We start from the raw sequence: 19,121 nt of genomic DNA on the forward strand, positions 1-19,121 counted from the left end.
AAGGACGCGATGTGAACCGACGCCATCCTCACTCCCTGCAACGCGGCGTGAGTCGCCGGACGGTGCTCGCCGGACTGGCCGTCTCGCTGCCGTTGATGGCGGGTTCCGGCGCCCCGGCGCAGCCCAATCTCGCAACGCCGGTGATTCCCGGCACGCCGGGTGCGAAACCGGTGCAGGTGACGGTGGAGGGGCGGAATATCCTCGTCGACGGCCAGCCCTTCCTCGTGCGCGGCGTCGCCGGCGACGGGCCGCTGGCGCTGCTGCCCGGCCTCGGCGCCACCACCGTACGCAGCTATGGCGAGGATCCCGGCCCGCTGCTCGACGCGGCCGGCACGCTGGGGCTGAAAGTGATTGCCGGCCTGTGGGTCGGCCAGCCGCGCCAGGGCGCCGATTATACTGACGCCGGCTTCCGCGCCCGCCAACTCGGCGAGCTGGAGGCTCTGGTGACCAAGTATCGCGACCATCCCGCTTTGCTGATGTGGGGCATCGGCAATGAGGTGGAGGTCGACCTTGCCGATGATTCGGCAGTGTGGCCGGTGATCGAGGAAGTGGCCGCGATGGTCGCCCGCGTCGATCCCGCCCATCCTCCGCTCGCCGTGCTGGCGGAAACCGGTACCGACAAGGTGGAGAAGCTCCGTCGCCTGGCCCCCAGCCTCAAGGTGCTGGGCCTCAATTCCTATGGCGATGCCCTCTATTCCGTGGTCGAGCGGGCGCGCAAGCAGGGCTGGGAGGGGCCGATCATCATCACCGAGCTGGGCGCGCTCGGCCAGTGGCAGGCGGCGCATGCGCCCTGGGGCGCGCCCTTCGAGCCGAGCTCGACCCAGAAGGCGATCCAGCTGCGCCGCTATCTCGCCGCGCTGGACGAGCAGGGGGTGGGCACCATCCTTTTCCTCTGGGGCCAGAAGCAGGAAGTGACGCCGAGCTGGCACAGCCTGCTGCTGCCCGATGGCGTCTGGCTGGAGGCGGCGGAAGCCATGGCGCAGGTCTGGGGCGGACAGCCGCCGGGCGGAAATCAGGCGCCGCGCATCGCCGCGCTGCGGGTGGCGGGCGAACCGAGCGCCCCTTTCGCCCGTTGGCGCGCGGACGAGGAAGGCGCCTTCACCCTCGACGCCGTCGAACCCGATGGCGACCTGATGGAGGTGCGCTGGTTCGTCATGGCCGAAAGCGCCGATCGCGGCATTGGCGGCGATGCCGAACGGGTGCCGCCTCTCTTCCCCGAGGCGGTGCGCCAGAGCGGACCCAGCGGCGCTCGCGTCTCCGGCCTCACGCCCGGTCATTACCGGATCTTCGTGGAATTGCGCGACGGCAGGGGGGCCGGCGCCACCGCCAACATGCCGTTCGAGGTGCGGTGAGGCGGGCCCTCCCGGGGTCTTGAGCCGCCGTGCGCGGAGCGTTCTGCCTGTGGATAGTGTCGTTCCGCGTCGCTGCCGCTTGCAATGCCCGCGCAAACGGGGTAGCAGACGGGCCCTCGCGGTTGGCCAACCACTTCGGTGTCCACCGGCCGCGAACAGGCTTCCCGCTCCGGCGGAAAGCCGGGCGCCCGTAGCTCAGCTGGATAGAGCACCAGACTACGAATCTGGGGGTCAGGAGTTCGAATCTCTTCGGGCGCGCCATTATTTTCAAAGACTTAGCTGGATTTCGCCGTTTCAAAGACCTGAGCTGAAACGGTTTTTGAAACGGTTTTCGCGGTCTGATACGTTTCTCCCGCCGGCTGTTCGCTTCAGCGCGAAGCGCCACCCAGCCGATGCAGCTGAAAAAAGCGAAATCAACATCGTGGTTGCGCGGAAGTGCTGCCCGCCCCGCCGCCCCATTCGGCCGCCACGCCGGCAGGCCTTTGCGGCGTCCGCTTCGTTGGCCACGTCGGGTCGGCGGCGTCAGTCGAGGGCGGGAATCGGCTTCGGAATCCGTGTCCCGTTCGCCGGTCGGCGCGGACGTATCTTTCTCCGTGATCTATTCGGCTCGCACGACAATCCGGCGGTGCGCGCCTTGCTTAGCCTCACACGGAAGATGACCCAGGAGTGGGTTGCAACGCGCTGATGCTTGCTGCGCCGCCAGCCTCGCGGCGCGCCTTGGCGAACTCGCGATCAGTGGCGATGAAGCGCTCCAGCATGGGCACGACGAGCTTCACCGGATCATCGACCGGCTGGCCGGTTTCTCGCGCGAGCACCTCCGCATAAGCGACAAGATCACGGTGCAGCGCGCCGGGTAGCGAGAGCGCCACCTTCACCGGCTTGTCGTTCGTGATCGGTCCGAGCTTCAGCTTTGCCATGGTCAGTACCTGTAGGGTTCGAGCACCAGATCTCGCGTGACCATGACCCGCACGGGGAAGCCGGGCCGGATGGTCAGGGTCGGGGCGACGTTCAACTGCCGGCGGATGATCTCCTGGCCGGCATTATTGATGGTGTCCTGCGCCCCGCTTTGGAGCGCCTGGATCAGATCGTCCTCGTCATCCATGGCGAGTTCGGCGCTTACGGAGAGCAGAGTTGAGAGGCCGATCGCCTTGGCGAGGTCCCACCAGTGCATGTCGACGCCGTCCTCGAGGCCGGCATAGCCCTGCGCATCGGTGCCGGGCTGGCGCTCAAGCACGATGGAGCGGCCATTGGGAAAGATCAGCCGGTTCCAGACCAGCAGGATGCGACGCTGGCCGAAGCCGACGCCATTGTCGTACTGACCGAGCAGCCGCGTGCCCTGCGGGATGATCAGAATGCGGCCGGTCGGGCTGTCATAGACGTTCTCGGTGACCTGGGCGGTGATCTGGCCCGGCAGGTCGGAGCGGATGCCGGTGATCAGCGCGGCCGGGATAACGGCGCCAGCCTGCAGCACATAAGGCGATGCCGGTGCCATGACGCGATCGGATGCGACCACGCGCCGATCGACAGCGGCATTGAGGAAGGCAAGCTGGCGGTCCTGGGTCGAGGGGGCGCCACCCGGTCCCGCTGCGCCAGGGCCGCTGAAGCCGGAAGCTGCGGATGCCGAAGGCGCCGGCGCGCGCGCCTGCGCCGCCTGGAAGAACACGCGGCTCGTCCGCGCGGCTTCCTGTTCGGCGAGACGCCGCTGCTGCTCGGGATCGACCTGTGGCGCCGTCATTGTCGGCGGCACGACGGGCTGGCCGCGGTTCTGTGCCTCAAGGATCGGCCGGCCGAGATCGCCGGGCAGCGGCGGACCAAGAATCGGGCCAGTGTAATCCCGCGGCAGCCCGGCAAGGCCATCGGCAGTTGAGCGGTTCTGGGTGGAGTAGAGTTCCTCGCCGCCGGTTCCTCTGTCGCGACCCTGCAGCGCATAGATCAACGCGCCACCAATGCCGAGGCTGACGACCAACCCGGCGCCAGCCAGCACCTTGCGCGAGAGACGCGTAACGCGCGGCGGCTCTGGACGCAGCCGCATCGCCGCCGCGTGATCTGTGGCCGGGGCGGCAAGATCCGCCGCCAGGTCATGATTGTCGGGGCTGCTCATGATGCCGGCCTCCCGTCCGTCCGCTCGATCCGCACCTTCTGTGGACGCTCGCCGCCGCCGAGGCGCAGTTCGGCCGCACCGAACAGCCGGTCGACGATCAGGATATTCTGGTGGACACGGCTGTTGACGATCTGCGCTTCCCCATCCGCGCCGATGACGAAGAGCGGCGGCATCTCCCCCTGCACGATGCCGCGCGGAAATTCGACATAGACCTTACGTCCATCGTCATAGACGGCCATCGGCCGCCAGGGCGGCGTGTCGCCGGTGAGCGCGTAGCGATAGTTGCGGGCAGCGAAGCTGGGGATGACCGGCGTCGGTGGAACACTGGGGCGCTGCGCTCCCGCAACCTGCGGATAGGCCCAGGCGACGGCCGGCATATAGGGCTTCTCGCCGGCGCGTAGCTCGATCATGTAACTGCGGCGGTCGGTGGTGATGACGAGGTTGGTGGAGATGTCCGCCCGCGTCGGTTTCACCAGCACATGCACGCGCCGGTTCACCCCTTCGCCGCTCTCCGTGTCGCCGATGATCCAACGGGCGGTGTCGCCCGCCGCGATCGGCCCACTGCCGGTCAGGCTCTCGCCCGGCTCCAGCGCGATGTTGGTGATCTGGCCGGGCGCAGCATAGACCTGATAGAGCGCGCCCTCGCTCCAAGGGTAGATCTGGATGGCGTTGTAGTAGCCTTCGCGGCGCGGCTCGACCCGCGCAGCCGCGTTGGCGTTCTCGACGCGGGCAACCGGTGTTTTGGCGTCCGTGCCGCCCTTGGCCGGCGTCCAGGCGGGCGGCGTGTGGAGCGGACGAGGCCGCTCATCGGTGACGACGACTGGCACCGCAGGCAGGGCCGGCACGTCACTATCATAGCTGATCTGCGGCGGCTTCGGAGCCGAGGCGCAACCGCCCAGCATCGTCGCTGAGAGCAGGAGAACCGCAAAGGCGGATCGGCCGAAAACCGGAGATGCGGGTTTACGGAAAGACGTGTTCACTGGCTCATCTCCCGCGACCAGCTGATGGCGTTGACATAGATGCCGAGGGGATTGGTGCGAAGGCGCTCGGCATCGCGCGGTGGCTGGATCACCAGGGTCAGGATCGCGCTCCAGCGCTCGGTGGCGGCGAGCTGGCCGTTCTCATAGCGCCGCTCGACCCAGGCGACGCGGAAGGAATCCGGCGAGGCCCGGATCACGCTGGAGACCTCGATTGCGATCTGCTGCTTGCCCACCCGCGTGAAGGGATCGCTGGCGCGGGCATAGTCGTTCAGAGCGGCGGCGCCGCGATCGGTGGTGAACTCATAGGCTCGAAGCCAGTTCTGCCGCACGATGACGGGATCGGCCGGCAGACTGCGCACCTGCTCGATGAAACGGGCGAGATGCCAGGCGATCTGCGGATCGGTCGGACGATAATCGCCGGTGGCAGGGCCAATTGCCTGCGTCTGGCCGAGGCGATCGACCTCGACCACCCAGGGCACGACGGTGCCCCGCGTCGACTGCCAGATCAGGACTGATGCAAAGCCGGCCGAGAGGAATAGGCTGCCAAAGGCCATCAGCCGCCAGTTCTTGGCCTGCACCTGGGCCGAACCGATGCGCTCGTCCCACACCTGGGCTGCCTTCTGATAGGGCGTGACCGGCTCGGGTGAGGTGCCGTAATGGGTCGCAGGTCGCTTGAAGAGGCTCATGAGCGGTTGTTCTCACTGAGGGAGACGGAAGAGCCGCCGGCATGGCTGTCACCGGAGCGCACAGCATGGGCGGCGGCGGAGACGCCGTGGCGAAGCGACTGGCTGCGCTTCATGCGCTTGGCCCAGTCGGGCACCTCGCCGGCGGAGGAGGCTGAGGCCGTACCGCTGACAGCATTCGCGAGCGGTGAAGCGGCGGCCGAGCCCGCCGCGCGCGCGACGCCACCCAGTCCCGAGGCGACACCCGCCATGCCGGACTGGCCTGCCGCGCCGATGCTGTAGGCCGTCGCACCGCCCCGCGCCGCGGCCGCCGTCGCGGAGAGCGCCGCCGCGCCGCCGCGGACTGCGAGGCTGGCGGCACCGCCCGCTGCCATCAGCGCGCCACCGGCGGCGAGGCCGGTGCCAACGGCGGCCCCCGCGCTCAGCTGCGGACCACCGGAGACAAGGCCGGCGGCAATGCCGGGACCGAAAATGCCGAGACCCAGCAGGGAAAGGGCAGCCAGCACGATGGCCATCGCATCGTCGATGGTCGGCGTCTGGCCACCGAAGCCCGCGGTGAACTGACCGAACAGGGTCGAGCCGATGCCGATGATGACCGCGAGCACCATGACCTTGATGCCGGAGGACACGACATTCCCGAGCACCCGTTCGGCCATGAAGGCGGTCTTGCCGAACAGGCCGAAGGGGATCAGCACGAAGCCGGCGAGCGTCGTGAGCTTGAACTCGATCAGGGTGACGAAGAGCTGGACCGCGAGGATGAAGAAGGAGAGCAGCACCAGCGCCCAGGCAAACAGCAGGCAGGCGATCTGGATGAAGTTCTCGAAGAAGGCGACCCAGCCCATCAGATCGGAGATGGAGTCGAGCAGCGGCCGACCGGCATCGAGCCCGGTCTGCGCCAACTTGCCCGGACGCATCAGATCGCTGACGGAAAATGCTGTTCCTGAGCCCTTCAGCCCTAGCCCGGCAAAGCTCTCGAAGACGATGCGGGCGAGAGTGTTCCAGTTGCCGATGATGTAGGCGAACACGCCGATGAACAGGGTCTTCTTGATGAGCCGGGCGATGATGTCGTCATCCGCACCCCACGACCAGAACAGCGCCGCCAACGTCACGTCGATGACGATAAGGGTGGTGGCGATGAAGGCGACCTCGCCACCAAGCAGGCCGAAGCCGCTGTCGATATAGGAGGTGAAGACCCCGAGGAAAGTGTCGATGACGCCGGTGCCGCCCATCTCAGTGGCCTTCGTTCTGCGCGGGACGCCCGAGGAACCGGTCGCGTGTCTGCGCCCAGACCTTCAGGCACGTGTCATCTTGCGCAGCCGCCTCTCCCAACTGCTGACACTGCCGCTGCTCATCGCGCAGAGGATCGCGCTCGGCCTTGACCGTCCGAATGGGTGAAGGCTCCCGCGCCTTCTCCTCACGGCTCATCTCCAGAACCGCGGCCGTACTGGCGATGGCCACAAAGATCACCGCGCCGAGCCGGGCCAGCATGGCTCCGTCCATGTTCGCCTCCCGTCAGTTGCTGAACATGCGGGCATTGCCGGCCTGATAGCCGGTGCCCGGGGTGAGGAAGCGCCGGCGCTGCTCGCGTCCCTGCTCGGCGGCGGTCGCGCGTTCCGCCTCTACGAGCGCCGCGGCGCGCCCATTGGCGGACATCACTGCGATCAGGTCGGAAAGCTGCTGCGACTGCAAAGCGAGCAACTGGTTGCCGGCCTGCGTGGCCTGAAGCGCGCCCGTGGCGCCCTGGCTTTGGCCGACGAGGGTCGCCATCTCGGCCTTGTTGGCGTCGACATTGCCGACGACGCCGGCCTGCACCCGCAGCGCGTCCTGCAAGCCCCCGACCGTGGTCTGCCAGCGCGAGAGCGCACCGGCGACGAGATCGGCATCGGAGGCCGAGAGCGGGATATTGCCGTAGCGCTGCTGGAAAGCCTGGTCGATCTGGCCGACATCGAAAGCGATGCTCTGCGCCTGCCCGAGCAATTGCTGGGTGCGCTGGACTGATTGCTGGATCTGCTGGAGCGAGGAATGCGGCAAGCTGGCGAGATTGCGCGCCTGGTTGATCAGCATCTGCGCTTCGTTCTGCAGCGAGGTGATCTGGTTATTGATCTGCTCCAGCGCCCGCGCCGCCTGGAGGACGTTCTGCCCATAGTTTGATGGGTCATAGACGATGTCCCACGCACTGACGGGCTGGGTGAGTGGTGGAACCACGGCAACAGGTGCCAAGACTATTGCGAGGGCAAGCCGTGCCACGCAGGAGACGGGGTAATAGGTCATGGACGGGCCTCCCATTCGTCGTCGGGCATCAAATTGGTAAGGTTGGGGACGAGATCAGCGGCCCAATCGAGGTCGCGATGGCGCAACCAGGCCTCAAGAAAGCCGTTCCGGCCATGCTCGGCGAAGATCTTGTCGATGGCCTGCTGGTCCGTCTTGGAGGACGCGGCGCACAGCGCCAACGCCACGTCGGACAGGCCAAGCTCGAATAGCCGGTTTCCGCGACGCGACTGGCAGTAATAGTCGCGCTTCGGGGTCGCCCGCGCGAGGATCTCGATCTGGCGATCGTTCAGGCCGAAGCGGCGATAGATGGCGGTGATCTGCGGCTCAATGGCCCGCTCATTGGGAAGCAGAAGACGTGTCGGGCAGCTCTCGATGATCGCCGGGGCAATGGCGCTGCCATCAATGTCGGAGAGCGACTGCGTGGCGAAGATGACGGAGGCGTTCTTCTTGCGCAGGGTCTTCAGCCATTCCCGCAACTGGCCCGCGAAGCCCTCATCGTCCAGCGCCAGCCAGCCTTCATCGATGATGATGAGGGTCGGTGATCCGTCGAGCCGGTCCTCGATCCGATGGAACAGATAGGCCAGAACCGCCGGCGCGGCCTCCGCGCCAATCAGCCCTTCGGTCTCGAAGGCCTGGACGGTGGCCGATCCCAGATGCTCGCTCTCGGCGTCGAGCAGCCGGCCCCAAGCGCCGCCCAGGCAATAGGGACGCAGCGCCTGCTTGAGGTCGTTGGACTGCAGGAGAACGCACAGCCCCGTAAGCGTGCGTTCCTCCACCGGAGCCGAGGCGAGCGACGTCAATGCCGTCCAGATATGTTCCTTCACCTGCGGCGTGATGGAAACACCTTCGCGGGTGAGGATGGCATTGAGCCAGTCTGCGGCCCAGGCGCGTTCCGTGGCCTCATCGATGCGCGCAAGCGGCTGAAGCGAAACACTCTCCGCACTTCCCTCGCTAAGGCCGCCACCGAGATCATGCCAGTCACCGCCCATGGCGAGCGCCGCAGCGCGGATCGAGCCGCCGAAATCGAAGGCGAAGACCTGCGCACCGTCGTAGCGCCGAAATTGCAGCGCGATAAGCGCCAGCAGGACCGACTTGCCCGCCCCAGTCGGGCCGACGACGAGAGTGTGGCCGACATCGCCCACATGCAGGCAGAACCGGAACGGGGTCGAACCCTCCGTTTTGCCGAACAACAGTGGCGGTGCATCAAAATGCGCGTCGCGGCACTCGCCGGCCCACACCGCCGAGAGCGGGATCATGTGGGCGAGGTTCAGCGTCGAGATCGGCGGCTGGCGGACGTTTGCGTAGACATGGCCGGGCAAGCTGCCGAGCCAGGCGTCCACGGCATTGATGGTCTCGGTCATCACCGTGAAATCGCGGCCCTGGATCACCTTCTCGACCCGTCGCAGCTTCTCGTCGGCGATGCGCGGATCGGCATCCCACACCGTCACCGTCGCGGTGACATAGGCGATGCCGGCATGATCTGCGCCGAGCTCCTGGAGCGCGAGATCGGCATCTTCAGCCTTGTTGGCGGCATCGGAATCCACGAGGACGGATTGCTCGTTGGTCATCACTTCCTTGAGGATCGCGGCGATGGATTTGCGCTTGGCGAACCACTGGCGGCGGATCCTGGTGAGCAGCCGGACCGCATCCATCTTGTCGAGCAGGATCGCCCGGGTCGACCAGCGATAGGGAAAGGCCAGCCGGTTCAGCTCATCGAGCAGACCCGGCGTCGTCACCGTGGGAAAGCCGGTGATGGTCAGCACCCGCAGATGCTGGTCGCCAAGGCGCGGCTCCAGCCCGCCAGTGAGCGGCTGATCGGCGAGCAGGGCGTCGAGATAGATTGGTGTCTCTGGAACGCGGACCCGGTGCCGGTGCGTCGAGGCGCAGCTGTGCAGATAGGTCAGCGTCTCGCCGTCATCCAACCAGCGGCATTCCGGCATGAAGGTGTCGATGAGGTTGAGGAGCCGATCGGTTCTGTCGGCAAAGCCGCGCAACGTCTCATGGGGATCAAGACCCGCCTGATCGCGGCCCTCATAGAGCCAGCCTTCGGTGCGCGCCGCGTCCTCGGCCGGCGGCAGATAGGTAAAGGTCAGAAAATAGCTCGACTCGAAATGGCCGCCCGCCTGCTCGAAATCGGCCCGCCGCTCGGCGTCCACCAGAGCGGAGGCGGCATCGGGGAAGGCGCTCGCCGGATAGGCCGCGGCAGCATGGCGCTGCGCCTCCACGAAGATCGCCCATCCCGAGCCGAGGCGACGAAAGGCATTATTGAGGCGCCCGGCAACCGCGACGAGCTCGGCGGGCACAGCACTGTCCAGGTCTGGCCCGCGAAAACGCGCCGTACGGTGGAACGAGCCGTCCTTGTTCAGCACGATGCCGGGTGCGACCAGCGCCGCCCAGGGCAGGAAATCGGCGAGGCGGCGGTTACGGCTACGATACTCGGCGAGGTTCATCATCTCGGCACCCCGCTCAGACGGAGAGATGCGCCGGGATGCGCAGATGCCGGCGCACCACCTCGACGAAAAGCGGATCGCGCTTCGCCGCCCACACCGCCGCGACATGGCCGATCATCCCGATGGCGAGGCCGACCAGCCACAGGCGCAGGCCGAGACCCAAGGCCCCGGCAAGCGTGCCATTGACGATGGCGATGGCGCGCGGCGCGCCACCGAGCAGGATCGGCTCGGTCAGCGCCCGGTGGACCGGCACGCTGAAGCCGGGAACCTCAACGGTCTCGGCCATCAGACCAGCGCTCCGCCGCCGAAGGAGAAGAACGACAGGAAGAAGCTCGAGGCGGCGAAGGCGATCGATAGGCCGAACACGATCTGGATCAGCCGGCGGAAGCCACCCGATGTGTCGCCGAAGGCCAGCGCCAGCCCGGTCGAGATGATGACGATGACGGCGATGATCTTGGCGACGGGGCCTTCGATCGATTGGAGGATGGATTGGAGCGGCGCCTCCCACGGCATGGAGGAGCCAGAGGCATGAGCGCTGGCCGTGGCCATCAGGCTGATGCAGATGGCAGACACAGCCAGTCGGGCCGCGCTGCCGGCGCGATGGAGCGATCGGATCATGAGGGATCTCCAGTGAAAGCAGGGGTGACGCGGTAGTCGCCATCGGGGCTAAGGCCCTCGACACGCGCGAGTTCGGTGAGCCGGCGTGCGGAGCCGCGGCCGGAGAGCACGGCCACGAGATTGATGGTCTCGGCGATCAGCGCGCGTGGGACGGTGACGACGGCTTCCTGGATGAGTTGCTCCATCCGGCGTAGCGCGCCGAGCGCGCTGCCGGCATGGATGGTGCCGATGCCGCCGGGATGGCCGGTGCCCCAAGCCTTCAGGAGGTCCAGCGCCTCCGCGCCGCGCACCTCGCCGATGGGGATGCGGTCTGGACGCAGGCGCAACGCTGACCGAACAAGCTCGGACAGCGAGGCGATGCCATCCTTGGTACGAAGGGACACGAGGTTCGGGGCCGCGCATTGCAGCTCGCGCGTATCCTCGATGAGAACAACGCGATCGGAGGTCTTCGCGACCTCCGCGAGCAGCGCATTGGTCAGCGTGGTCTTGCCTGTCGAGGTGCCGCCGGCCACCAGGATGTTGGCGCGAGAAGCGACACCCTGGCGCAAAGCGCCGGCCTGTGCGGCGGACATGATCCGGGCGCGGACATAGTCCTCGAGCATGAAGACCGCGACGGCGGGCTTGCGGATCGCGAATGTCGGGGCCGCCACGACCGGCGGCAGCAGGCCCTCGAAACGTTCTCCCGTCTCGGGAAGCTCAGCTGAAACACGCGGAGCTCCCGCATGGACCTCGGCACCGACATGGTGCGCGACGAGCCGCACGATGCGCTCGCCGTCAGCGGGCGAGAGCCGCTCACCCGTGTTGGATAGTCCCTCCGAGAGCCGGTCGATCCAGAGCCGCCCGTCCGGGTTCAGCATCACCTCGACGACGGTCGGGTCTTCCAGATGCCGGGCGATCGCCGGACCCAGCGCCGTGCGCAGCATCCGTGCGCCGCGGGCAAAACCATGATGATGTTGTGCTGCCGCCATGCGAACCCCGAGAATGCCGGGGTCCTGACGATCTCATCCCGGGTGGGGATGATTAAAAGAGCCCGATATTAGGCCGGTTCAACAGGATTCCATCCGCGTCGTAGCGTGGCGTGCAATGACAGGCGAACGGCGGAACTGCTGTGCAGTGATCGGAAGCGGCATAGGGAGCCTCCGCTTCACGGCTTGAAACAATGCTCTCTATGCCAGCGCAGGAAATGGGGATGGGGGCGCTCGATCAACCTGCGTGGCGCGATGGCGCGGCCGTCTTTATTGATGAAAGCGCGCACACCATCGGGATCGTTACTCTGCCGGGAAATGAGAATGTCCAGATCATCCGAGAGGCTGATCAGCCCGCGATCGAACATCCAGTGGGCCGTACCCGACAGCGCCAGCCCGTTGCTGACGATGTCGGGGCCATTCGCTTCCACCGGGCGGATATGCGCAGCCGCCACCTCGGCGCGCCCGCCTCCATTGATCAGCTTGAGCCCGCTGATGGCGCAGCGCTCGTCATAGGCGCGCAGCACAACGCGCCGGAAGATGCGGTCGCGGACGATGCGAGAGGACAGAGTGTCGACGCGCTCGCGGGGCTGCTCGAACAGGAATGGCGCCTGTTCTTCTTCAAAGCCTGAGAGAGACGCACCCTCGTCGACGCGGGGCAGCAGCGGCTCGCTATCATTCAGCCCGAGAGTGACGATCCGGTTGAAATCGTCCGGCGAGAGTGGACGCACGGCGGCTTGCGCACGCCCCGAAATGCGCCCGTCCGCGTTCAGCACACCGCGCTCGATCACGCCATCCGCATCGGTGAACGGCACCGGGCTGGCAAAATCGAGATAGCTGCCCGGTTCGATGAGAGCGAGATACATGCCCGGAGCGGTGGGATCAGGAACGACGCGCTCGACCCTTGCGATCGCGAAATAGCCGCGGGTCTCCGCCACTTTCCGGGGTTCGTAATAAACGATCCAGTCGCCGACGCAGGCCTCGACGCGTCCCAGATATGGGCGCGGGAACTGATACCGCTCAGCCGGGCTGTCGTCATAAATCGAGTCCGAGCGGTGAATGAAGACGCCGAATCCCATGTGCCATCCCTGATCCCCATTCGATCGTATCGCAGATTGGAAAGCGTTCGGCAGCAGGTGGACCATTCACTCCTTGTCGCGCGCGGCGCGCGATCGACCCGGCATCACGCTCTCAGTTCTCCTTCGCACTGCCGTGAGCGATAGGACGGCTATCTATCAATCACGTATGCGCTATTATGTGAGGTATAGCGGGAGGCCCTATCGCTCATGGTGTGGAACTGGACGCAGCCCGGCTGGCCGCATTTTGCCTATGATCCGGTTGCCCTCGAACCGCTGGAGCGGCGGTTTCTCCTGCTCACCGGCGAGGTGATCGGTGCGGTTCGGCATGTCAGCGAGGGCGAGCGGGACCTGCTGCGGATCGAACTCCTCAGCGACGAGGCCGTCAAGACCAGCGCGATCGAAGGGGAGACGCTGGATCGCCTCAGCGTGCAATCCTCCCTGCGCCGTCAGCTCGGCCTCGACACTGACAATCGCAACGTGAAGCCGAAGGAGCGGGGCATCGCGGAGATGATGGTCGATCTCTATCGGAACTGGGCCGATCCCCTCGACGCGGACACGCTGTTCCGCTGGCACCGCATGCTGATGGCGGACAGCCGGCATCTGGAGATGATCGGCGGCTACCGTCGCCATGAAGAGGCAATGCAGATCGTGTCCGGCCGCCAGGATCGGCCGACCGTGCATTTCGAGGCGCCGCCATCCTCTCGGGTTCCGGAAGAGATGGCCGCCTATCTCACCTGGTTCAATGGCTCGGCCCCGGACGGTGGAACGCCCTTGCCAGCACTCACCCGGGCCGGGATCGGACATCTCTATTTCGAGAGCATCCATCCCTTCGAGGACGGCAACGGCCGTGTAGGCCGAACACTCGCGGAAAAGTCCCTGGCCCAGAACATCGGCCAGCCGACGCTGATCGCGCTCGCCCATACCATCGAGCAGCATCGCAAGGCCTATTACGATCAGCTCGAGGTGCATCAGCGGACGCTCGATGTCACGGGGTGGCTGGTCTATTTTGCGGAAACGATCATCGCGGCCCAGCAGACGACGCTCGGCCGCGTCGCCTTCCACATCGCCAAGGCGCATTTTTATGATCGCTTCCGCGACATGATGAACGAACGGCAGGAGAAGGTGATCGCCCGCCTGTTCCGCGAGGGCCCTGGTGGCTTCACGGGCGGCCTGAGCGCGGAGAACTACCTCGCGATCACCGGCACCTCACGCCCCACCGCCACACGCGACCTGCACGACTTGGTCGAGAAAGGTGCGCTAACGCGCACTGGTGAGCGCCGCTACACCCGGTACCACCTGAACCTGCAGGGACATGCTGTAAAGTCGTGAGCTTGCGGAACGCGGGGAAGCTGTTCGGGGCCCTCGGCGAGGCATCCTCAAATCTGCAGGATGCGCCAGAAGCCGACGTTAGCTGCGGGGACGATGAATGGCCGATTTGGGGCCGTCAGGAGACTGTCCGCTATCTTGGCGCGGGGGGCCGAAGCGGACGTCGGTCCGACGCAAGAAATTTGTGGGGCCTGCGGACCGCTTCGCAGAGCATTATGCAACCCTTCAGGAAATCTCATGAAGCACACGAGGCCATGGACGAGGCAACCAATTGGCTTAGTCTACTACACCGGCGCGGTCCGCCGGAGCTGACCGCTCGCCCAAGGTGTTCCCGATAAGCGGCTTCCAGCTTAAGCGCTTGTCCATTAGGAAAACCGACGACGCGTGACCCAGTCACGGGGAGGCTCAGAGCAAATGACAAGGAAAGATTTTGTGTCGATTGATGGTCCGGCCCCATTTCGAATTCTGAGCCTCGACGGTGGCGGCGCCAAGGGATTTTACTCGCTCGGTGTCCTGCGAGAAATCGAGGGCCATGCCGGCAAGCGGCTGTGCGAAGTGTTCGACCTGATCTTCGGCACAAGCACGGGGGCAATCATCGCGTCGCTGCTCGCCCTCGGGCACTCAGTCGACGAAATTCACGCGTTGTACGCAGAGCACGTCGTGCGCGTCATGAAGCGCAAGTCATCGCGCGAGAAGACCGCTGCGCTCTCGGACCTCGCTCGCGAGGTCTACCGCGACACCCAGTTCGATGCTGTCAAAACCGGCATCGGCATCGTCGCCACGAAGTGGGAGATTGAGCGCCCCATGATCTTTAAGGCGAGCGTCGCCCAAGCACATGGGCGCAAGGGCACGTTTGTTCCCGGCTTCGGCGTGCCGGTGGGCGACGCGGTTGTCGCCTCATGCTCGGCCTACCCCTTCTTCGAACGAAAGTTGGTGACCACCGCCCAGGGCGACCGCATAGAACTGGTCGACGGGGGCTATTGCGCCAACAATCCCACGCTCTACGCGATCGCAGACGCTTTGAGCGCGATGGAGCAGCCCGCCGCCGCGCTACGCGTCGTCAGCGTCGGAGTTGGTGTCTACCCGCAACCCAGGCCAACCTTATTCAGCACAATGTGGTTCGCGCGATATCTGAAAAGTGTGCAGCTCCTCCAAAAGACACTTGAAATCAACACCCAGTCGATGGATCAGCTTCGGCACATTCTATACAAGCACGTTCCAACCGTCCGCATCAGCGACACTTTCGAGCGGCCCGAGATGGCTACCGATTTGTTCGAGCACGATCTCGACAAACTGAATCTATTGCGCCAGCGCGGAGTAGAGTCATTCGCTAAACGGGAACTGGAGCTTGCGGCGTTGCTTGCGTAGACGGGCCGAGCTTTTGCTGGCCCAGCTGCTTTGCAAGGGCTCGTCACGCCTCCTGTTCATGCTTTGTGCTTGAACCCGGCACGCTACGTCGGTAGTCTGATAGACTGAACAAGTTGCAGATTGGGTCCGTCCAACGGCTTCGATTCGCCAGAGGAAGACTATGTACGACGCGTCCGCTGAACTGCTGGGCTACCACGATGCCGAGGTGAACCTACCCAGCACCGAGCGCACCAACATGCGCAAGCGGCGGGATGCCAATCGCGCCCGCTTGAAGAAGGGCCTTGCCGATGCCGGCAAACCCGCACCGATTGGGCAGCACACGCAAGGCTCCTACGCCATGCACACGATGGTGCAGGACGAGAACACCGATTATGACATCGACGACGGCGTCTACTTCCGTAAGGGTAAGCTCGTTGGCCCGAACGGTGGAGAGTTGTCGGCCCTGAGCGTGCGCCAGATGGTTTGCGACGCGCTCCAAGACGACCGCTTCAACACGCCTCCTAAGGTGCTCAAGAACTGCGTGCGGGTCTACTACAACGAAGGCTTTCACGTAGACGTGCCCTCCTATCGCCGGATCGAATCCACCGATCCTTGGACCGGAAAGGTGGTCTACTCCTACGATCTGGCGAGCTCCGACTGGAAGGCCTCAGACGCACTTGCGGTTACTCGCTGGTTCAAGCAGCGCAATGAGCATCATAGCCCCGACTTTGACGATACCGATGGGCAGTTTTGCCGAGTAGTGCGACTGCTCAAGGCCTTCGCGCGGAGTCGGTCATCGTGGAAGTCTCTGATTGCGACCGGCTTTATGATCACCAAACTCGCCGACGACTCGTTTTCGGCGTCCGCTGGCCGCGACGACATTGCGCTCCGGGAGACAATGAAGGCGATCCGTTGGCGTCTGGAGTGGAACACGACCATCGCCCACCCCACCATCAACGGTGAAACGATCGGGCACGACAACGATGCCCGACCGGGTTACTTCAAGGATCGGCTGATGGAGAACCTGAAGCACCTGGAAGTGCTCGACACCTCCGACTGCACGCATCAGGCCGCTATGGCCGCGTGGGACAAGGTGTTCTGTACGGATTGGTTTTCGCAACAGTCGCCACCAGAGGAAGGGAGTGACGGCTCAGGGAGCAAGAGCGCCCGCTCGCCGACTCGGCCTGTCGAGAAACGCGAGGGTGGTCGCTACGCCGGGTCGGCGTTGCCTTGAGTTTTCTCGCAACGAGGCGCTTGGCGGCGATCGAGCAAGTCAGGACCTGGGTCGAGACTGAAATTCCCGACGCTCAGCGTCTTTCCGGCGCACAGCTCCGGGCGCTCGGGCGCAACGAAAGTTGGGACGGATGGAGGTTGCCGATTCCCAGCAGCGAAGCAGGATCGTTGAACCTGCTCCTCGATGCCGAGTTCCCCTATTCACTGCCGCGCTTCTCGCTGGATGGCCGCAGCGATCTGCTGCGTGCCCCGCACATCGAAGCAGGCGGGCGGCTCTGTCTCGCTGGTGACGGTGGCCGGGCAGACACGCTCGATCCAGTGGCCGTGGTCGAATATTCCCACCGCGAAGCGCTTGCGCTCATCGCCGACGACCAAGCCGGGGGCAACCGAGACGATTATCTGCTCGACTTCGATGCTTATTGGCGGCGCGATGTCACCCGCGACTTCCCAATCCGCACGTGGCTGCGCCCCGAGGCACGCAGCCGAGCCTTAGCGGCGTGGCACGGTCAGAAATTCTACCTCGTCGCCGAGAACACCGACGACTGCCGCACGTGGTTGAACAACCGCTACGGAGCGGACGACACTAGAACGTTCAAGGACGCCGTCGCCATTTGGCTTGATCGCCTGCCCGAGCCGGACAACTATCCCAACGACGCAGGTTCGTTACGACGTTTGGTCGCCGAGCGATCGCCGGATGGTCTCAGGGTATTCGACCGCCTCATGACCACCATGATCGAGCGGGCGACCGTGGTGTTAACCGGAGCCACGTCGGCAGGCGAGATCGCCCAAGCACCGGCTGTGATCGAAGATCCCAACGTGGAAAGAGCCAGCGGGAAGGCTCCGAAGCCGAGCGTGTCGAAAGGGTTCCGACCAGGGCACGTTCCGCCCAACATTTTGGCCATCCGACGTTCGGCCCGCCGGGCAACCGTGGAGCGGGTCGACGCCTGGCTAGGACGGATGCGCGCCGGCGAAGGTGCACAGCTCGCGGAGAAGCGTGTTGCCGTGCTCGGATGCGGCTCAGTGGGCGCCGGTGTCGCGAAGCTGCTGCTTCAATCCGGCCTGGGTCGCGCCGTGTTGGTCGATCCTGACACCTTCGCTTGGGCCAATGTTGGCCGCCATGAGCTCGGCGCAAACAGTGTCGGGAAGAACAAGGCCGCGGCACTCGCGGACCAGTTCAGGCCGATGTACCCGCACGCACGCGAAGTCCGGGCGGAACCGCTCAGCTGGCAATCGCTCTTGAGGCGAGAGCCCAACGCGCTGCGCGGTTGTGATCTGGTGCTTTCGTTGATCGGCGACTGGAATGCAGAGAGTGCGCTGAACGACCTACAGAGGTCCGGCACGGGGGAACTCAGTTCACCGGTACTGTACGGATGGGTCGAAGACCAGGCCGGCGCGGCGCACGCCCTTGCGATCGGATGCAACGGAGCCTGTCTTCGCTGCGGCTTTGGCGCGACCGGGACAATAGGGATTCCCGCGACCGCTTGGCGCCGCAAGGGTCCGGTCGCGTGCGGCGGCCCGACGAGCATCTACGGCGCGATCGAACTCGCGCCCGCACAGGCCGCCGTCGCTTCCCTCGCCGTGGATCTCCTCCTCGGGCGCTGTGCAACGCCGGTCAGGCGCGCTTGGCTGGCGCCTCAGTCGGAGCTTGAGCATGGCGGGGGGTCTTGGCATCCATCGTGGGTCGATCGCTTCGGAGACCCTGGTCGCGGGGGCGTTCTGACCGCAACTCCTTGGCCGGAAGATTCTGAGTGTCCATGCCCTCATCACCCAGCGACCTCACCTTCACCGACCCGACTGGGAGTCTTCGCGTCTTAGTTCGCGGAGCCGTGCTTCTGCACGTCTCACACCATCGCCAGACTTCGTGCTGGAGACGAGAGGCCGGTGGACAGCTGTTCGCGCGAATTCATGGGGACGAATGGTCAGTCGAGCAGGCCACCGGACCCCGGCAAGGCGACCTTCGTAGCCGTTTCGGCTTCCGTCCCAATCGGAAAGCCGAGCAGCAAGAAATAGGAGAGCGCTTCACTGCGGGATTACACTATGTTGGGGACTGGCACACCCACCCTGAGAGCAGTCCGAAGCCGTCTTCGACTGACATTTCAAGCATGAAGGACATGGTGAGCGCCTCGCATCATGAACTGCCGGGGTTCCTTATGATGATCGTCGGCACACGGCCTGGCCCTTCCGGTATTTGGCTGTCCATTCACCGCGCGAATGGTGAGTGGAGCCGCCTTGATCAGTCGCAGCCAACAAAGGGCGAGAGTTGATTTTTCCCTGCTGCTTCGTTGGTGCCAATATCTGGGTCTACCGGTGCGTCGTCACTTGACCCCGTAGTTTCGCGGGCCGCTTCGATGGCGGCTCCATCTTCTCAGCGACGCATGCCTCCTCCGGTCTCCCCTTAGGACCTGCATTCTATAAAGGAATCAGCATGCAAGTTCGACAACCTCGGCGGTCCAAGCGGCATCGCCGCTTTCCAAGGAAGTCGAGGATCCGTCGCATGGTGGGCGGGTTTGGCGCACTTAGCTGCCATCCTAGATCAGCTGAACGAACGGCGGCTTTGCGGGCGCTTTGCTGACAGACGGTTTCGGGGTCGGACTGGTCGGTTTTGGGCACTTCCAAACGAGAAGCGATGGGGTGGACGCCCCCTGACGGCATCGATGTGTCAGAGTGGATGTGTTCATCACCACTGGAGGAGGCGTCCGTGAGCGAGATCAGCACA

The 19,121-nt window shown here is 65.1% G+C and carries 18 protein-coding genes and 1 tRNA gene; 7 read left to right on the plus strand and 12 right to left on the minus strand.

Annotated features, from left to right (window positions below; translation table 11 throughout):
• Positions 1 to 47 precede the first annotated feature (47 nt).
• Positions 48 to 1,352, plus strand: a complete 1,305-nt coding sequence (locus J2S75_RS19220) for a glycosyl hydrolase (protein ID WP_307022298.1) — start codon at positions 48 to 50, stop codon at positions 1,350 to 1,352.
• A gap of 184 nt (positions 1,353 to 1,536) precedes the next feature.
• Positions 1,537 to 1,613: transfer RNA gene (locus J2S75_RS19225), tRNA-Arg, on the plus strand.
• Between the two features lie 383 nt (positions 1,614 to 1,996).
• Here the strand turns inward: J2S75_RS19225 and J2S75_RS19230 are convergent.
• The 12 genes from J2S75_RS19230 to J2S75_RS19285 all read right to left on the minus strand — a co-directional run bounded on the left by J2S75_RS19230 (position 1,997) and on the right by J2S75_RS19285 (position 12,499).
• On the minus strand, positions 1,997 to 2,269 hold the full coding sequence (locus J2S75_RS19230) for a DUF2274 domain-containing protein (RefSeq protein WP_307022300.1): 273 nt from the start codon (positions 2,267 to 2,269) through the stop codon (positions 1,997 to 1,999).
• 2 nt (positions 2,270 to 2,271) lie between these two features.
• Positions 2,272 to 3,453, minus strand: coding sequence for a TraB/TrbI/VirB10 family type IV secretion system protein (locus J2S75_RS19235; protein WP_307022302.1), 1,182 nt, complete (start codon positions 3,451 to 3,453; stop codon positions 2,272 to 2,274).
• Entirely contained in the window at positions 3,450 to 4,433 is a 984-nt protein-coding gene (gene trbG / locus J2S75_RS19240; protein ID WP_307022304.1) for a P-type conjugative transfer protein TrbG, read from the minus strand. The genes J2S75_RS19235 and trbG overlap by 4 nt, the downstream gene beginning before the upstream one ends.
• Positions 4,430 to 5,119 (minus strand): conjugal transfer protein TrbF, encoded by a 690-nt coding sequence (trbF, locus tag J2S75_RS19245; RefSeq protein WP_307022306.1) that lies wholly within the window; start codon positions 5,117 to 5,119, stop codon positions 4,430 to 4,432. Before trbF ends, trbG begins: the two co-directional genes overlap by 4 nt.
• Entirely contained in the window at positions 5,116 to 6,345 is a 1,230-nt protein-coding gene (gene trbL, locus J2S75_RS19250) for a P-type conjugative transfer protein TrbL (protein ID WP_307022308.1), read from the minus strand. The genes trbF and trbL overlap by 4 nt, the downstream gene beginning before the upstream one ends.
• A gap of 1 nt (position 6,346) precedes the next feature.
• A complete protein-coding gene (trbK-alt, locus tag J2S75_RS19255; protein WP_307022311.1) occupies positions 6,347 to 6,616 on the minus strand; it encodes a putative entry exclusion protein TrbK-alt in 270 nt (89 codons plus the stop codon).
• Positions 6,617 to 6,628: 12 nt separating this feature from the next.
• Entirely contained in the window at positions 6,629 to 7,387 is a 759-nt protein-coding gene (gene trbJ / locus J2S75_RS19260; protein ID WP_307022313.1) for a P-type conjugative transfer protein TrbJ, read from the minus strand.
• Positions 7,384 to 9,840, minus strand: coding sequence for a conjugal transfer protein TrbE (gene trbE, locus J2S75_RS19265; RefSeq protein ID WP_307022316.1), 2,457 nt, complete (start codon positions 9,838 to 9,840; stop codon positions 7,384 to 7,386). Before trbE ends, trbJ begins: the two co-directional genes overlap by 4 nt.
• A 13-nt stretch (positions 9,841 to 9,853) precedes the next feature.
• The gene (locus J2S75_RS19270; RefSeq protein WP_307022318.1) at positions 9,854 to 10,123 is read right to left on the minus strand and encodes a VirB3 family type IV secretion system protein; all 270 of its coding nucleotides are present in this window, start codon (positions 10,121 to 10,123) and stop codon (positions 9,854 to 9,856) included.
• The gene (locus tag J2S75_RS19275; RefSeq protein WP_307022320.1) at positions 10,123 to 10,455 is read right to left on the minus strand and encodes a TrbC/VirB2 family type IV secretion system protein; all 333 of its coding nucleotides are present in this window, start codon (positions 10,453 to 10,455) and stop codon (positions 10,123 to 10,125) included. Before J2S75_RS19275 ends, J2S75_RS19270 begins: the two co-directional genes overlap by 1 nt.
• Positions 10,452 to 11,423, minus strand: a complete 972-nt coding sequence (gene trbB, locus J2S75_RS19280; RefSeq protein WP_307022322.1) for a P-type conjugative transfer ATPase TrbB — start codon at positions 11,421 to 11,423, stop codon at positions 10,452 to 10,454. Before trbB ends, J2S75_RS19275 begins: the two co-directional genes overlap by 4 nt.
• Positions 11,424 to 11,599: 176 nt before the next feature.
• A complete protein-coding gene (locus J2S75_RS19285) occupies positions 11,600 to 12,499 on the minus strand; it encodes an HNH endonuclease (protein WP_307022345.1) in 900 nt (299 codons plus the stop codon).
• Between the two features lie 207 nt (positions 12,500 to 12,706).
• Here J2S75_RS19285 and J2S75_RS19290 point away from each other — a divergent pair, with 207 nt between their 5' ends.
• From J2S75_RS19290 to J2S75_RS22505, 5 genes are all read left to right on the plus strand, one after another.
• The gene (locus J2S75_RS19290; RefSeq protein WP_307022323.1) at positions 12,707 to 13,828 is read left to right on the plus strand and encodes a Fic family protein; all 1,122 of its coding nucleotides are present in this window, start codon (positions 12,707 to 12,709) and stop codon (positions 13,826 to 13,828) included.
• Positions 13,829 to 14,257: 429 nt separating this feature from the next.
• Positions 14,258 to 15,193, plus strand: coding sequence for an anti-phage phospholipase (locus tag J2S75_RS19295; RefSeq protein ID WP_307022326.1), 936 nt, complete (start codon positions 14,258 to 14,260; stop codon positions 15,191 to 15,193).
• A gap of 160 nt (positions 15,194 to 15,353) precedes the next feature.
• The gene (locus J2S75_RS19300; protein WP_307022328.1) at positions 15,354 to 16,406 is read left to right on the plus strand and encodes a cyclic GMP-AMP synthase DncV-like nucleotidyltransferase; all 1,053 of its coding nucleotides are present in this window, start codon (positions 15,354 to 15,356) and stop codon (positions 16,404 to 16,406) included.
• Between the two features lie 20 nt (positions 16,407 to 16,426).
• A complete protein-coding gene (locus tag J2S75_RS19305) occupies positions 16,427 to 18,220 on the plus strand; it encodes a ThiF family adenylyltransferase (RefSeq protein WP_307022329.1) in 1,794 nt (597 codons plus the stop codon).
• Positions 18,160 to 18,669 (plus strand): Mov34/MPN/PAD-1 family protein, encoded by a 510-nt coding sequence (locus J2S75_RS22505; RefSeq protein ID WP_370874174.1) that lies wholly within the window; start codon positions 18,160 to 18,162, stop codon positions 18,667 to 18,669. Before J2S75_RS19305 ends, J2S75_RS22505 begins: the two co-directional genes overlap by 61 nt.
• The last annotated feature ends 452 nt before the right edge of the window (positions 18,670 to 19,121 follow it).

This window comes from Ancylobacter polymorphus, assembly GCF_030813495.1.
Classification (GTDB): domain Bacteria; phylum Pseudomonadota; class Alphaproteobacteria; order Rhizobiales; family Xanthobacteraceae; genus Ancylobacter; species Ancylobacter polymorphus.

Excerpts from the sequence above, each read along its gene's own strand:
- J2S75_RS19230 (WP_307022300.1), bottom strand. The coding sequence starts at position 2,269 with ATGGCAAAGCTGAAGCTCGGACCGATCACGAACGACAAGCCGGTGAAG.
- J2S75_RS19235 (WP_307022302.1), bottom strand. The coding sequence starts at position 3,453 with ATGAGCAGCCCCGACAATCATGACCTGGCGGCGGATCTTGCCGCCCCG.
- trbF (WP_307022306.1), bottom strand. The coding sequence starts at position 5,119 with ATGAGCCTCTTCAAGCGACCTGCGACCCATTACGGCACCTCACCCGAG.
- trbL (WP_307022308.1), bottom strand. The coding sequence starts at position 6,345 with ATGGGCGGCACCGGCGTCATCGACACTTTCCTCGGGGTCTTCACCTCC.
- trbK-alt (WP_307022311.1), bottom strand. The coding sequence starts at position 6,616 with ATGGACGGAGCCATGCTGGCCCGGCTCGGCGCGGTGATCTTTGTGGCC.
- trbJ (WP_307022313.1), bottom strand. The coding sequence starts at position 7,387 with ATGACCTATTACCCCGTCTCCTGCGTGGCACGGCTTGCCCTCGCAATA.
- trbE (WP_307022316.1), bottom strand. The coding sequence starts at position 9,840 with ATGATGAACCTCGCCGAGTATCGTAGCCGTAACCGCCGCCTCGCCGAT.
- J2S75_RS19270 (WP_307022318.1), bottom strand. The coding sequence starts at position 10,123 with ATGGCCGAGACCGTTGAGGTTCCCGGCTTCAGCGTGCCGGTCCACCGG.
- J2S75_RS19275 (WP_307022320.1), bottom strand. The coding sequence starts at position 10,455 with ATGATCCGATCGCTCCATCGCGCCGGCAGCGCGGCCCGACTGGCTGTG.
- trbB (WP_307022322.1), bottom strand. The coding sequence starts at position 11,423 with ATGGCGGCAGCACAACATCATCATGGTTTTGCCCGCGGCGCACGGATG.
- J2S75_RS19285 (WP_307022345.1), bottom strand. The coding sequence starts at position 12,499 with ATGGGATTCGGCGTCTTCATTCACCGCTCGGACTCGATTTATGACGAC.
- J2S75_RS19290 (WP_307022323.1), top strand. The coding sequence starts at position 12,707 with ATGGTGTGGAACTGGACGCAGCCCGGCTGGCCGCATTTTGCCTATGAT.
- J2S75_RS19300 (WP_307022328.1), top strand. The coding sequence starts at position 15,354 with ATGTACGACGCGTCCGCTGAACTGCTGGGCTACCACGATGCCGAGGTG.
- J2S75_RS22505 (WP_370874174.1), top strand. The coding sequence starts at position 18,160 with ATGCCCTCATCACCCAGCGACCTCACCTTCACCGACCCGACTGGGAGT.